The organism is Streptomyces sp. NPDC107765, assembly GCF_055657085.1.
The window spans coordinates 204,412-217,685 of the sequence record NZ_JBVKBL010000011.1 but is presented as its reverse complement, the minus strand read 5'-3'; the positions used below and the strand labels follow the sequence as shown (position 1 = coordinate 217,685).

Genomic DNA, 13,274 nt, shown 5'->3' with positions numbered 1-13,274 from the left:
CGGAGGGTTCCTCCTGTGGATAACTTGCTTTCAGCTCGGGCGGGTTGGGGATGCCGATTCCTGCTCGGCTGCCTTCGTGTGGTTGCGGAGGGGTAGTCCGCAGGCCGCCAGGGCGCCGGTGGCGGCGACGGCGGCCAGGGCGAGGAGCGTGGTGCTCATCGCGGAGGTGAGGGCGGTCAGCATGGTCGCGAGGGCGACCCCCAGCGTCGGGCCGATGTTCATCGCGGTCTGCTGGAGTCCGCCGGCCACTCCTGCGTGAGCCACGGGGACATGGCGCACGATGACCGCCGTCGCACTGACCATCACCGTGCCGAATCCCGCACCGAGCAGGGCGAAACCGCCGCCGATCGTCAACGCACCGGAGCCAGGCGTGAGTTGGGAGAGCAGCAGGATGCCGGCGGAGAGGAGAGCCATGGCCGTGAGGGTGGTCCGGCGGGGACCGTAGCGGCGCTGGAGTACGGCCGAGGCAGGCGCGCTCAGCACCATCAGGACGGCCAGGGGCAGTACGTGCAGGCCGCTTTGGAGCGGGTCGAGTCCGAGGACGTTCTGCAGGAAGTACGAGCCGACGAAGAGCGCGCCGGACAGGCCGGCGGAAGCGCACAGCAGGACGGAGAGAGCAAAGACCACGGCGCGTGAGGTGAGGACCGTGGGCGGGATGAGGGGGCTCGCGGTACGGCGTTCATGGCGGACGAAGGCGCCGCAGGCGGCCGCTCCCGCCCCGGTGGTGACCAGAGTGACCGCGGTCCAGCCGGATTCCGGGAGCACGACGAGGGTGTGGACCAGGCACAGGAGGGCGAGGGAGAGGAGGGCGGCTCCGGGGAGGTCGAGGGGGGAGCGGGCCGGCGGGGGTGATGCGGGTGGTGGGGTCGTGGGGTCGGGGGCGTGGTGGGGGTGCGGTCGCGTCGGCACGCGGGCGACCAGGGCCAGGACACCGACGACCAGCGCGGGCGGCACGTTGAGGAAGAAGACGGCGCGCCAGCCGAACTGAGCGGAGAGCGCCCCGCCGAGGACCGGGCCGGCCGCGGCCGCGAGACCGATGGCGCTGGTACGGAGGGCCAGGGGCATGGCGAGCCGGTCCGGTGGATACGTGGCGCGCAGCATGCCCAGGGTGGCCGGTTGCAGCAGCGCGCCGAAGACGCCTTGCGCGATGCGCAGTGCGATCACCCAGCCGATGCCGGGCGCCAGTCCGATCCCCGCGGATGCGGCGCCGAAGCCCAGGATGCCGAGGGCGAAGAGGCGTTGGTGGCCGTAGCGGTCGCCGAGCCGGCCGGCGAGGACGAGCAGGCCGGCCACGGCGATGAGGTAGCCGGTGCTGGTCCACTGGACCTGTACGAACGAGGCGTGCAGCTCCCGTTGGAGGGCCGGCTGGACGATGGTCAATACGGTGCCGTCCAGGGCGACGATCACCGCTCCGGTGATGCTCCCGGTGAGGACCAGACGGCGATGGCGACCGGAGCGGGAGGAGGCGCGGGGTGGGCGGTGGCGAGGTGAGGCGGCGGGCGGATGACTTCCGGCTACGGCCTCACCGCGGCCCCTTGAGGAGCGGTCGGCGTCGCTGCGATCCGCCGAGGAACGGTCACCGGCACGGCCGCCCCGTGAGGAGCGCGGAGGGGCGGTCATCGGGCCTCCGGTCCGAGGTGCGCGTCGAGGGTGGCGCGCAGCAGCGGTTCGATGTCGTCCGAGCCGGTGGCGAGCGGAAGGCTGCCCCATCCCCACAACTGGGCGACGCCGTGCAGGTTCCCCCACAGGGCGCCCGCGACCACCGAGGGCGGGGTGTCCGCGGACGGCCGTATCCGGGCGATCAGGTCCACGAGTACCTGGAAGAGCGGGAGGCTGGTGTCCCGTAGGCCGAGCCGGTTGCTCTCCAGCAGGTCGTGACGGAACATCAGCTCGTACATGCCGCGCTCGGACAGGGCGAAGTCGAGGTAGGTCCGGGCGAGCGAGGTGAGCCGGGCGCGGGGCGACGCGTCGTCGCCGTCGAGCACCTCGGCGGTCCGGGCGGCCAGGTCGGCGAAGCCCCGGCGGGCGATCGCGGAGAGCAGGTCGAGGTGCGTGGGGAAGTAGCGGCGCGGGGCGCCGTGCGAAACCCCTGCCTGGCGGGCGATTTCCCGCAGTGACAGCGCTTGTGCGCCCTCTCTGGCCACCAGCTCGACACCGGTCTCGACCAGTCGGGCGCGCAGGCCCGCGTCCTGGGCGGGTTCCTCGTTCGCGGGGTTCGCAGGGGGAGACGTTGACATAGACACTGTCTACCAGGCGTGAGTAGACAGTGTCTACCCGCGCCGGGGAACCGGAGCCCGCACGCCGGGAAACGGCCGACCACCCACACCGAGGAGCGGCAGACACGACGACGCCGGCCGCCGCGCCCCGTGGGGGCGAGCGCGACGGCCGGCGTGGAGAACGGGGAGCCGAGGTCCTACTCGACGACCTTCAGCAGCTTGTTGGGCGTTCCCTGACCCGGGTTGGTGATCTTGTCGGCGGTGGCGCCGCCGGTCAGCGCCTTCTCGACGTCGGCGGGCTTGGCGTCCTTGTGGCCCGCGAGGTAGACCGCGGCGGCACCGACCACGTGCGGGGTCGCCATCGACGTACCCGAGATGGTCTTGGTGGCGTCATCGCCGCTGTTCCAGTCCGACGTGATGTCGGAACCGGGAGCGTAGATGTCCACCACGCTGCCGAAGTTGGAGAAGTCGGACTGCTCGTCCTTGTTGGTGCTGGAGGCCACCGTGATGGCTTCCTTGACGCGCGCCGGGGAGCTCTGGCCCGCGTCGGCGCCCTCGTTGCCCGCCGCGACACCGAAGGTGACACCGGAGTCGATGGCCTTCTTCACGGCCGCGTCGAGCGCCTCGTCCACGCCGCCACCCAGGGACATGTTGGCGACCGACGGGCCCTTGTGGTTCTTGGTGACCCAGTCGATGCCGGCGACGACCTGCTCGGTGGTGCCGGAGCCCTGGCCGTCCAGGACCTTGACGGCCACGATCTTGGCCTTCTTGGCGACGCCGTGCGCCTCACCGGCGATGGTGCCGGAGACATGGGTGCCGTGGCCGTTGTCGTCCTCGGCCTTGTTGCTGCCGTCGATGGCGTTGAAGCCGTAGGACGCGCGGCCGCCGAAGTCCTTGTGGCTGATGTGGACGCCGGTGTCGATGACGTACGCGGTGACGCCGTCACCGGCACTGTCGGGGTAGTTGTACTTCTTGTCGCCCTTGGTGTCCGCCTGGTCGATGCGGTCCAGGCCCCACGACGGCGGGTTGTCCTGGGTGGCGTCGATGTGGAACTTCTTGTTCTGGACGACCTTGTCGACGGCCGGGTCGGCGGCGAGGCGCTTGGCCTCCTCGGCGCTCAGACCGTTGGCCGAGAAGCCGTCGATGGCGGAGGAGAAGGTGCGCTTCACCTTGCCGCCGTACTTGGAAGCGAGATCGCCGCTCTCGGCCGTACGGACCGACTTCTTCAGCATGACGATGTAGCTGCCGTTGACAGCACCCTTGGCCTGGGCGCCGTAGATCTTGCCTTCGGCGGGGGCGGGCGATGCGCCCGCGGTCACCGCGGTAACGGTGGCGATACCAGTCGCGGCCACCGCGGCAGCTATCGCCGTGACGAGCCGCTTCTTGCTGGAACGCTTGTGAGCCATTGCGAGGGTTCTCCTCGTTCGTGGTGTGGGGGGAAAGCGTTGCGCCAACAGCCCCTGGACACAGGAAGATCTGCGTCGGGCTGACTCGAAACCCTGTCTGATTGATGGGTCCAATTCAAGGGAGACCCCATCGTGTGAGATAGGCAACAAGCTTGAAAAAATGCAAAAGGGCCCAGAACTGCTCAAAGCAAGCGGCCGACTTGAAGCAAGGCGACTCAACTCTGTTTACGTTCGTGAAATGGAGGGAAACAGGCCGCGATTGCTGTACGCCCACTCACGGCCACAACTCCGTTACTCGTACGGCGACTTCGGGGTCATTCCTCAGCGCTGGTACCGCGCCAGGACCAGATTGCCGTCCCTGATCAACCGTTTGCGGAGGGTATCGAGGTCGATCGCGCCGCTGTAGTACTCCTGCAGGCCCGGAGTGGCGATCTTGTCCTTCCACTCCGGGTAGCCGCGGACGGCCTGGGCCGGGGCGGAGCGCAGGGTTCCGGCGAGCGCGGTGCCGGTCGCCCAGTCGTACCGCCGCACCCGGAGCGCCGGGTCACGCAGCGCCTCCTGGCCCGTCGGCAACAGCCAGTCCCCCAGGGCCAGCCGGACCATGTTCGGCGGGCGGAGGAAGAAGTCGATGAACGCCATCGCCTCCTCCTTGTACGGGCAGTCCGCGGCGATCGACAGGGTCTGCGGGCTCACGCCCTGCTCCTGCGTCGCTCCCTCGGGGGCCGGCAGCACGGTCCAGTCGAAGCCCTTGGGGGCCTGCTGGGCGATCTGCTGGCGGTACGAGAAGCCGAGCGGCACCATCGCGTACCGCCCGGCGAAGAAGCCGGGGAGGGTGTCGGACCCGCCCATGCCCAGCGTCGTGCGGGCGGCGGTGCGGTCGACGTTCACCTGGTCGTGGATGATCCGCGGGACCACCTGGTCGACGGCGTCGAAGCGGACCTGGACCCGGCCGTCCGGGCGGCGGTGGAAGACCCGGCCGCCGGTGGAGAGCGAGAGGTTGAGGGTGGCCGAGACCGGTTCCTTCAGCGGCCAGGCCACCCCGTGGTCGGTGCCACGGGTCAGCCGCTGGGCCGCCTCCGCGAACTCCTCCCAGGTCCAGGGGTGTTCCGGGGTGGGGACGCGGACGCCGGAGCGGTGCAGTTTCGCGCGGTTGGCCACCAGTACCCGCGGTTCCTGGAGGAACGGGACGCCGTAGATGCGGCCGTCGAAGGTGGCGGTCTCCCAACTGTGGCCGGGGATGTCCGCCTTGAGGCGGGCCGGCAGGAGGGAGGTGAGGTCGGCCAGGTCGCCACCGTAGGCGAAGTCCGCGAGGTCGTCGGAGGCGTCATGGATGATGTCCGGTGCCTCGCCGCCCTCGAAGGAGGTCAGCAACTGGTCGTGGACGGTCGGCCAGGCGCCCTGGACGTAGCTCACCTGGACGGCGGGGTGACGGCTGTTCCACTCGGCGACCAGCTGCTTGTTGGCCTTGACGGAGTCCTGCTGCCAGGCCAGCGACTGGAAGCGCAGGGTGATCCGGCCTCCGGAGCCGCGCCGCGGGCGGTCGGCGGAGCAGCCCGGGAGGAGGGCCGCGGCGGGCAGCGCGGCGGCGGCCGTCAGCAGACCCCGGCGGCTCCATCGGGCCGGCCGCGCCGGCGTGCGGGCGGCGGGCATCAGCTCTTCACCGCCCCGGCGAGCATGCCACCGGTGATCCGGCGCTGGAGGGCGGCGAAGAGCAGCAGGCCGGGGAGGGTGGCGAGCAGTGCGGCGGCGGCCAGCGGCCCGAGGTCGGCGACGCCCTCCGCCCCGAGGAAGTGGGTCAGCACCACCGGAAGGGTCTGTTTTTCCGGCGACTTGAGCAGGACCAGGGCGAAGAAGAACTCGTTCCAGGCGGTGAGGAAGGCGAACAGTGCGGTGGCGACGATGCCCGGGGCGAGCAGGGGCCCGGTGACGGACAGCAGGGTACGGAGCCGGCCGGCGCCGTCGACGGCCGCCGCCTCCTCCAGTTCGCGGGGGACGGCCCGGACGTAACCGGTGAGCATCCACAGCGCGAACGGCAGCGCCCAGACCACGTAGACCAGGATCAGCCCGGTCCGGGAGTCGACCAGGTGGAGTCCCTTGAGGATCAGGAACAGCGGGATGATCACCAGCACCAGGGGGAACGCCTGGCTGACGACGACCCAGCCGGTGGCCGCCCGGGCCAGGCGGGTGCGGTGACGGGCCAGGACGTACGCCATCGGGGTCGCCAGCACGACGGCGAGCAGGGCGGAGACCGCGGCGGCCAGCAGGCTGTTGCTTGCGGCGGAAAGCAGCGGCTGCTGGTCGAAGGCGTGCCGGAAGTTCGCCAGCGTGGGGGCCTCGGGGATCCAGGTGGGGTGGGCGGCGGCCAGCTCGCGGGGCGGCTTGACGGCGGTGGAGACCAGCCAGAGGAAGGGGAAGGCGAGGAAGGCGAGGTAGCCGAGGAGGGCTGCGTACTGGCCGGTGCGGGTGGCGGTGCGGCGGAATGCGGTCATCGGTCCTCGTCCCCCTTCAGCCGGCCGGCCAGATAGAGGGCCAGCAGGACGGAGATCACCGCGACCATCGCCAGGCCCATCGCGGCGGCGTACCCGAACTGCCCGTAGCGGAACGCCTCTTCGTACGCGAAGAGCATCGGCAGTCGTGTGCGGCCACCGGGGCCGCCGTCGGTCAGCACGAAGACCAGGGCGAAGGAGTTGAAGTTCCAAATAAAATTCAGGGCGGTGACGGCGAGGGCGACCGGTTTGAGGGCGGGCCAGGTGACGGTGCGGAACCGGCGCCAGGCGCCCGCGCCGTCGAGGGCCGCGGCCTCGTGCAGTTCGGGCGGCACGTTCTGCAGACCGGCCAGCAGCGTAACGGTGGTCTGCGGCATCCCGGCCCAGACGCCGACGACCAGGACCGCGGGCAGCGCGGTGGCCAGGCCGCTGAGCCAGTCCCGCCCCTCGGCCCCGGACAGGCCGAGACCGCGCAGGGTCTCGTTCAGCACACCGGCGTCGGGGTGGTAGACCAGCCGCCACATGATGCCGACGACGACCTCGGGCATCGCCCACGGAATGATCGCCAGCGCGCGGGCCAGCCAGCGCAGCCGGAGGTCGAGGTGGAGCAGCAGGGCCAGGCCGAGGGCGAGCAGGAACTGCGGGACCGTGACGCCGAACGCCCAGATCAGGCCGATCCGGAAGGAGTCCCAGAACAGGGAGTCGTGCAGGAGGTCGGAGAAGTTCAGCAGTCCGACGAACCCGGTGGCCCGGGTCCGGCCGGACTGGGCGTCGGTGAACGACAGGCCGATGCCGTACAGCAGCGGCCCGACGCTCAAGCCCAGGATCGGGAGCAGCGCGGGCAGTACGAGGAACCAGACGCCGTGGTCGCGCCGCGGCCGGCCGGCGCGGCCGGGGCCCGCCGTGGTGGACCGCCGCGCCACCGCGGTCGGCGCTGCTGCCATCGATCGGCCCCCCGTCCCGTCCCCCGGTGGCCGCTCCCCACCGGCCGCCGTCATCGTCGTGAGACCGGCTGCCGCCGTCAAGGTCCTGGCCGGATTCCGTGCCGGCTCTCCCCATCCTGGGACCCCCGGCGCACCTGCGACACTGAGGGCCGGACGTATCGCAGGAGGCAGCACCATGACCGAACCGAGCCCGGCCGCCTTCACGGAGGCGCGCGCCCGGGACGTACTCGCCGCGGCCGGACGACCGGAGGCGGCGGCCGACGCCCGGCTGCTCGCGCTCGGTGAGAACGCCGTCTTCGCCCTCGGCGAGCGCGGTCCGGTCGTACGGGTGGGCCGCAGCGCCGACCTCCTGGCGCGCGCCGAGCGGGAACTGGCGGTGGCGCAGTGGCTGGCCGCCGAGAGCGTGCCGGCCGTGCGGGCCGCGGAGCCGGTGGCCACGCTCGTCGACGGGCATCCCGTGACGTACTGGCAGCGGCTGCCGGAGGCCGTCCGGCCGGCCGGTCCCGAGGACCTCGCCGCGCTGCTCAAGCTCGTCCACGCGCTGCCGGCGCCGCCCTTCGCGCTCCCCCGCCGCGAGCTGCTCGGCGGTGTCGAGCGCTGGCTGCGGCTGGCGGGTGACGCCGTATCGGCGCCGGACGCGGAGTATCTGCGCGGGCGCCGGGACGCCTTCGCGGCGGCCGCCACGGCGCTGGAGCCGCATCTGCCGCGCGGGCCGATCCACGGCGACGCGCTGACCCGCAACGTGCATGTCGGGCCCGACGGGCCGGTGCTCGTCGACCTGGAGACCTTCTCCTTCGACCTGCGGGAGCACGACCTGGTCGTGATGGCGCTCAGCCGGGACCGCTACGGCCTGGCCGCGGACGCCTACGACACCTTTGTGTCCGTCTACGGCTGGGACGTACGGGACTGGGAGGGCTGCGCCGTGCTGCGCGGTTCGCGGGAGACCGCGAGCTGTGCCTGGGTCTCCCAGCACGCGCCCGGAAACCCGGCGGCGCTGAAGGAATTCCGGCGCCGGATCGCCTCCTTGCGCGAGAAGGACGCGACGGTGCGGTGGTACCCCTTCTGACCCGGCGTCGCGGCGACCGATGGTGCCCTGCGCCTGCCCTGCGTCGCCGCGGCCGGCCGTGCCTTGCGCCTGCCCTGCGTCGCGGCGACCGGCCGGCCCCTGCGCCTGCCGCTGTCCCGGCCCGGCGGCCGGCGGATCAGACTCTCGCCGGCTGATACGGGATCAGCGGCCAGGCCGGCTCGACCGTCGCCTCCGGGTCGGTGCGGCGCAAATACGCCTGGAAGGAGGCGGCCTGCTCGGCGGCCGCCCGTTCCTGGAGTGCGTGCAGCGCACGCGGTGACGGCAGGGCGACGGCCGGATAGCGCTCGCCGATGCGCCGGGCGACCCCGGCCGCGGCGGCGGCATCGGCGCCCGCCTCGTGGGCCCCCTCCAACCGGACGCCGTAGTGGCCGCAGAGCGCCTGCAACGCGCGGCGTCCCTTGCGGAAGCGGTCCACATGCTTGTCGAGCACCAGCGGGTCGATGACCGGCGCGGGTGCGCGTCCGAGCCGCTCGGTCAGGGTCGGTATGCCGTGGCGCCGGCACTCGCGGTCCAGGAGGGAGAGGTCGTAGCGGGCGTTCATCACCACGAGGGGGATGTCGGCGCGCAGGGAGTCGGCCAGGGCCTCGGTGATCTCCTCTATCGCGGTCGCGGGCGGTCGGCCGTACACCTGGACATATGCGGTCGAAATGCCGTGAATGGCCGCTGCTTCCTCGGGTATCGGCACTCCCGGGTCGAGCAGCCAGGTCTGCTTCCCCACCGTCCGGCCGTCCCCCTCCAGCCGGACCAGGGCGGCGGTGACGATGCGGTCCTGCTCGACGTCCGTGCCCGTGGTCTCCAGGTCGAAGCCGACCAGCAGCTCCTGATGCCAGCTCATGCCGGTACCTCACTTCGCCCGGCCCGGCACGCGCCCGGCGCGCTCCTTGCCGTGCCGAGCTCGCCACGCTCGCTCATGCGGCCTCCTTCGGTGGTACTGCCCCCGTTGCTCCGCCACTCTCCCACGCACCACTGACAATCGACCGGCCGCCCGTCGCCCCCGGCGGACCGGGCCCGCGGCGAGAACCGCGAGCCGGGCACGATCGGGGCGGCGTCCCCCTAGGCTGGCCGCATGGATCTACGGCTGGCAGGGCGCGGGGCGCTGGTGACGGGCAGCAGTTCGGGGATCGGGGCGACGATCGCCGAGACGCTGGCGGACGAGGGGTGCGAGGTCCTCGTCCACGGCCGCAACGCGGGGGCCGCCGCGGCCGTCGCCGAACGGGTCGCGGCGCGCGGCGTGCGGACGGAGGTGGTGCTCGGGGATCTGACGGAACCGGGCGTGGCGGAGCAGATCGCCCTGACCGCCCGGGACTTCGGGGTCCAGATCCTCGTCAACAACGCCGGGCCGTTCGCCGAGCACGACTGGGAGAGCTCCCGGGTGTCCGACTGGCGGGCCGCCTTCGAGGGGAACGTGCTGCCCACGGTGCGGGTCAGCCAGACGCTGCTGCCGTCCTTGCGCGCGCACGGCTGGGGCCGGGTCATCACCATCGGCAGCCGGGCCGTGCGGACGCCGCTGCCCAACATGGTGACGTACTCCGCCGCCAAGGCCGCCGTGGTGAACATGACGACGAGCCTGGCCCGCCACCTCGCCGGGACGGGCGTCACCGCGAACTGTGTGAGTCCCGGGGTGATCGTCAGCCCGTCGATGTACCGGATGTTCGAGGAACGGGCGGCGGACACGACGGACGAGGGGAACGGCGCCACGGCGGCCGTGGAGTCGGTGGGTGCCGTCGACGAGGCGGACGTCGTTGCCGCGTACGCCGCGAACCCGACCGGGCGGCTGGGGCGCCCGGAGGACATCGCCGCCGCGGTCGCCTATCTGGCGAGCCCGCGCGCCGATTACGTCAACGGGATCGAGCTGCGGGTGGACGGCGGGATCACCGGGACTCCGTAGCAGTCCTCCGCCACCAGTTCCTCCGGGGTCAGCTCCGCCCCGCGCGCGTACGCCGTGTCGAAGGCCGCCGTGCCCAGCCCGCGGCGCGCGGTGGTCGTGCTGCGGGCCACGTCCGTGCCTTCCGCGGCCGGCCGGGGTGCGCCGGCGGCGGTGCGCAGGGCGTCCGCCGCACCGAGCAGCCGGGCCGCTGAGGCGAGATGACCGGTCAGCGTCCGGGCGCCGGCCAGGCCCTCCAGGGCCAGCGCGACCGCGCGCGGGTCGCCGGTGGCGCGGGCCGCGGCGAAGCCGTCGAGGTGGCGCTCGCGGGCGGTGGCGGCGTCCCCGCGGAGTTCGGCGAGGAAGCCCAGTTCGGCCAGGACGAACGCGGTTCCCGGATCGCCCTCCCGGCCGCGGCACCACTCCAGCCAGGGCAGCAGATGCGCCTCGGCCTCGTCGAGCCGGCCCTCCTTCCTGGCGCCGAGGGCGAGCCCGCACGCGGCGAACATCTCGCCACGCCGGTGGGACTGTTCCGCGGCCAGCCGCAGCCCCCGCTCGTGGTGGTCCCGGGCGGCCGCCAGGTCGCCGGTCAGCAGCGCGATCCGGCCGAGACCGGAGAGCTTGTACGAGACCTGGATCCGCAGGCCCAGTTCCTCGGCACTGCGCAGTCCCTCCTGGTGGAGCCGGGCCGCGCGGCCGTAGTCGCCGGTGATCTCGGCGATCGCGGCCAGGGCGTCGGTGGCCTGCAACTGGCCCCAGCGGTCGCCCAGTTCGCCGAAGAGCGCGGCGCTCTCCTCGGCGGCGCGGCGGCGGGCGGGCAGGTCCTCGCCGCCGGTGCCCTGGGCGCGGCTGCTCAGCGCCGCCGCGGTGCCCCAGCGGTCGCCGAGCGCCCGGAACGCGGTCAGCGCCCGCACCATCCGGTCCGCCGCCACGCCGGGGTCGCCGAGGCCCACTTGGGCGTAGCCGAGGAACCACTGGGCCCAGGCCCGTTCGCCCGGGTCGTCGTGGGCTTCGTAGCGGCGCAGGACGGCGGCCGCCCGGGTCACCGGGTCGGCGTCCCCGCCGGCCAGTGAGGCCATGCCGACCTGCCAGGCGGCCGCCCGCAGCCGCCGGCCCTCCGGGACGTCCGGGTGCGCCCCTGCGGACGCGGTCAGTGCCGCGTCCAGCGAGCGGCCCGCCTCCGCGAGCCGGCCGCGCAGGAACCAGTACCAGGCAAGGGCGTTCACCAGCCGGAGCGCCCGGTCCGCGGCGCCGTCCACGACCGCGCCGTCCAGGGCGGCGCGCAGGTTCGCGGTCTCCTGGTCGAGCCGTTCCAGCCACTCCCGCTGGGCCGCCCCGTACAGCAACGGGGCGGCGCGCTCGGCCAGTTCGGTGTAGTGGAGCTGGTGCCGGCGGCGTACCGCGGACAGCTCGCCGGCCTCCCGGAGCCGTTCCAGGCAGTACGCGGCGACGGTCTCCAGGAGCCGGTAGCGGGTCCCGTACGGCGTCCGGGCGACCGTCACCAGCGAGCGGTCCACGAGCCGGGCCAGCAGCTCCAGCACGTCCTCGCGGGCGATGCCGTCGCCCGCGCAGACCGTTTCGGCGGCCTGGAGGGTGCAGCCGTCGGCGTGGACGGCCAGCCGGCGCAGCACGGTGCGTTCGGGGCCGGGCAGCAGCTCCCAGCTCCAGTCGATCATGGCGCGCAGGGTCTGCTGGCGGCGCGGGGCGCCGCGCCGGGCGGCCGCCGGCAGCCGGAACCGGTCGTCGAGCCGGGCGCTCAGCTCCCGTACGCCCAGCGCGCGGACGCGGGTGGCGGCGAGTTCCAGGGCGAGCGGGATGCCGTCCAGCCGGCGGCAGATCTCGGCCACCGCGGGGGCGCTGTCGGCGTCCAGGACGAAGCCGGGGTCGGCGGCGGCCGCGCGGGCCGCGAACAGGGCGATCGCGCCGTCCGGGGCCAGCGGCGGTACGGGCCGGATCCGTTCGCCCACCAGGCCCAGCGGTTCCTGGCCGGTCACCAGGATGCGCAACGACGGGGCGGCGGCCAGGAGTTCGGCGGTGACCTCGGCGGCCGCGTCGACGAGGTGCTCGCAGTTGTCCAGGACCAGCAGCAGGCGTTTGCCGCGGACGGCCGCGACCACGCGTTCGGCCACCGGCCCGGCCGCCGCGCCCTCCTGGACACCGAGCACGGCCAGCACCGCCTCGGCGACCTCGGCGGCGGTGCACTTGGCGCGGCGGTCGCGGTCCGGGTCGTCCGGGCGGCCGAGGGCGGCCAGCTCCACCAGCCAGCTGCCGTCGGGGAAGTCGTCGGCCAGCCGGCCGGCGCTCTCCAGCGCGAGGCGGGTCTTGCCCACCCCGCCGGGGCCGGTGAGCGTCACCAGGCGGTGGGCCGCCAGGGCCCGCCCGACCTGGTGCACCGCCTCCTCGCGGCCGAGGAGTTCGGTGAGCGGGGTGGGGAGGTTGGTGCGGGGGCGGGGGTGTCGGGGCGGCTGCGCGCCCGGGGTGTGCGCCGGCGTCGTGGTGGCCACGGGCCGGGGCTGCCAGGGTTCCTGGCGCAGGATCGCCCGGTGGGCCGCGGTCAGTTCGGCGCCGGGGTCGACGCCCAGTTCCTCGGCCAGCCGGGTGCGGATCTCGTCGTACGCGGCCAGCGCCTCGCTCTGCCGGCCGGACCGGTACAGGGCGGTCAGCTGGAGCGCGCGCAGCCGTTCCCGCAGCGGGTGCCGGGCCACGAGGGGGGCCAGTTCGCCGGTCAGTGCGGTGTGCTCGCCCAGCTGCAGGCGGGCCGCGGCGTGCTCCTCCAGGGCGGTCAGCCGCTGCTCCTCCAGGCCCTCGGCCACCGGGCGGATCAGGTCGTCGTCCGCGAAGCCGGCGAACGCCGGGCCCTGCCACAGGTCCAGCGCCTCGGCGAGCAGCCCGGCCCGTTCCGCCGCGGAGCGGGCGGTGCGTGCGCGGGTGGTGAGCGCGGTGAAGCGGCCGGCGTCGAGTGCGTCGGCGGTGATGTCCAGCCGGTAGCCGGGCGGGGCGGTGGCCACCAGGTTGCGGGCGCCGGGTTCGGCGGTGTCCAGGGCGCGGCGGAGCTGGGAGACCTTGCTCTGCAGGGACGCGGTGGGGTGGGCGGGCGGCCGCGGGCCCCAGAGGTGCTCGATGAGCCGGCCGGCTGCGACCGGCCGGCCGTGGTGCGCCAGGAGGGCGGCGAGCAGGGCCCGTACCTTCTTCTCCGGGACGGGGGCGGGGCGGCCGTCGGCGGACCGCACGTCCAGCGGGCCCAGTACGCGGAACTGCATACGCACAACCG

10 protein-coding genes are annotated in these 13,274 nt (G+C 73.6%); 2 read left to right on the top strand and 8 right to left on the bottom strand.

What is annotated here, in order from left to right; all coding sequences use genetic code 11:
- Window positions 1-30: 30 nt before the first annotated feature.
- From ACZ7MX_RS25965 to ACZ7MX_RS25940, 6 genes are all read right to left on the bottom strand, one after another.
- Entirely contained in the window at window positions 31-1,407 is a 1,377-nt protein-coding gene (locus ACZ7MX_RS25965; RefSeq protein WP_472135635.1) for an MFS transporter, read from the bottom strand.
- A gap of 209 nt (window positions 1,408-1,616) precedes the next feature.
- Entirely contained in the window at window positions 1,617-2,237 is a 621-nt protein-coding gene (locus ACZ7MX_RS25960; RefSeq protein ID WP_472135634.1) for a TetR/AcrR family transcriptional regulator, read from the bottom strand.
- Between the two features lie 176 nt (window positions 2,238-2,413).
- The gene (locus ACZ7MX_RS25955) at window positions 2,414-3,622 is read right to left on the bottom strand and encodes a S8 family peptidase (RefSeq protein ID WP_472135633.1); all 1,209 of its coding nucleotides are present in this window, start codon (window positions 3,620-3,622) and stop codon (window positions 2,414-2,416) included.
- Between the two features lie 321 nt (window positions 3,623-3,943).
- The gene (locus ACZ7MX_RS25950; protein ID WP_472135632.1) at window positions 3,944-5,272 is read right to left on the bottom strand and encodes an ABC transporter substrate-binding protein; all 1,329 of its coding nucleotides are present in this window, start codon (window positions 5,270-5,272) and stop codon (window positions 3,944-3,946) included.
- Window positions 5,272-6,111, bottom strand: coding sequence for a carbohydrate ABC transporter permease (locus ACZ7MX_RS25945; protein ID WP_472135631.1), 840 nt, complete (start codon window positions 6,109-6,111; stop codon window positions 5,272-5,274). Before ACZ7MX_RS25945 ends, ACZ7MX_RS25950 begins: the two co-directional genes overlap by 1 nt.
- Window positions 6,108-7,052: a carbohydrate ABC transporter permease gene (locus ACZ7MX_RS25940; RefSeq protein ID WP_467573858.1), complete on the bottom strand. Its 945-nt coding sequence runs from the start codon at window positions 7,050-7,052 to the stop codon at window positions 6,108-6,110. The genes ACZ7MX_RS25945 and ACZ7MX_RS25940 overlap by 4 nt, the downstream gene beginning before the upstream one ends.
- 175 nt (window positions 7,053-7,227) lie before the next feature.
- Between ACZ7MX_RS25940 and ACZ7MX_RS25935 the strand changes: the two genes are divergently transcribed.
- Window positions 7,228-8,118: an aminoglycoside phosphotransferase family protein gene (locus ACZ7MX_RS25935; RefSeq protein WP_472135630.1), complete on the top strand. Its 891-nt coding sequence runs from the start codon at window positions 7,228-7,230 to the stop codon at window positions 8,116-8,118.
- A gap of 136 nt (window positions 8,119-8,254) precedes the next feature.
- Here ACZ7MX_RS25935 and ACZ7MX_RS25930 read toward each other — a convergent pair whose 3' ends face one another.
- Window positions 8,255-8,974, bottom strand: a complete 720-nt coding sequence (locus ACZ7MX_RS25930) for an exonuclease domain-containing protein (protein WP_472135629.1) — start codon at window positions 8,972-8,974, stop codon at window positions 8,255-8,257.
- 231 nt (window positions 8,975-9,205) lie between these two features.
- Between ACZ7MX_RS25930 and ACZ7MX_RS25925 the strand changes: the two genes are divergently transcribed.
- The gene (locus ACZ7MX_RS25925; RefSeq protein ID WP_472135628.1) at window positions 9,206-10,027 is read left to right on the top strand and encodes an SDR family NAD(P)-dependent oxidoreductase; all 822 of its coding nucleotides are present in this window, start codon (window positions 9,206-9,208) and stop codon (window positions 10,025-10,027) included.
- On the opposite strand, the gene ACZ7MX_RS25920 is transcribed toward ACZ7MX_RS25925, so the two are convergent.
- On the bottom strand, window positions 9,973-13,263 hold the full coding sequence (locus ACZ7MX_RS25920; protein ID WP_472135627.1) for a BTAD domain-containing putative transcriptional regulator: 3,291 nt from the start codon (window positions 13,261-13,263) through the stop codon (window positions 9,973-9,975). The genes ACZ7MX_RS25925 and ACZ7MX_RS25920 overlap by 55 nt on opposite strands.
- Window positions 13,264-13,274: the final 11 nt, after the last annotated feature.

Excerpts from the sequence above, each read along its gene's own strand:
- ACZ7MX_RS25960 (WP_472135634.1), bottom strand. The coding sequence starts at position 2,237 with ATGTCAACGTCTCCCCCTGCGAACCCCGCGAACGAGGAACCCGCCCAG.
- ACZ7MX_RS25955 (WP_472135633.1), bottom strand. The coding sequence starts at position 3,622 with ATGGCTCACAAGCGTTCCAGCAAGAAGCGGCTCGTCACGGCGATAGCT.
- ACZ7MX_RS25950 (WP_472135632.1), bottom strand. The coding sequence starts at position 5,272 with ATGCCCGCCGCCCGCACGCCGGCGCGGCCGGCCCGATGGAGCCGCCGG.
- ACZ7MX_RS25945 (WP_472135631.1), bottom strand. The coding sequence starts at position 6,111 with ATGACCGCATTCCGCCGCACCGCCACCCGCACCGGCCAGTACGCAGCC.
- ACZ7MX_RS25940 (WP_467573858.1), bottom strand. The coding sequence starts at position 7,052 with ATGGCAGCAGCGCCGACCGCGGTGGCGCGGCGGTCCACCACGGCGGGC.
- ACZ7MX_RS25935 (WP_472135630.1), top strand. The coding sequence starts at position 7,228 with ATGACCGAACCGAGCCCGGCCGCCTTCACGGAGGCGCGCGCCCGGGAC.
- ACZ7MX_RS25930 (WP_472135629.1), bottom strand. The coding sequence starts at position 8,974 with ATGAGCTGGCATCAGGAGCTGCTGGTCGGCTTCGACCTGGAGACCACG.
- ACZ7MX_RS25925 (WP_472135628.1), top strand. The coding sequence starts at position 9,206 with ATGGATCTACGGCTGGCAGGGCGCGGGGCGCTGGTGACGGGCAGCAGT.
- ACZ7MX_RS25920 (WP_472135627.1), bottom strand. The coding sequence starts at position 13,263 with ATGCAGTTCCGCGTACTGGGCCCGCTGGACGTGCGGTCCGCCGACGGC.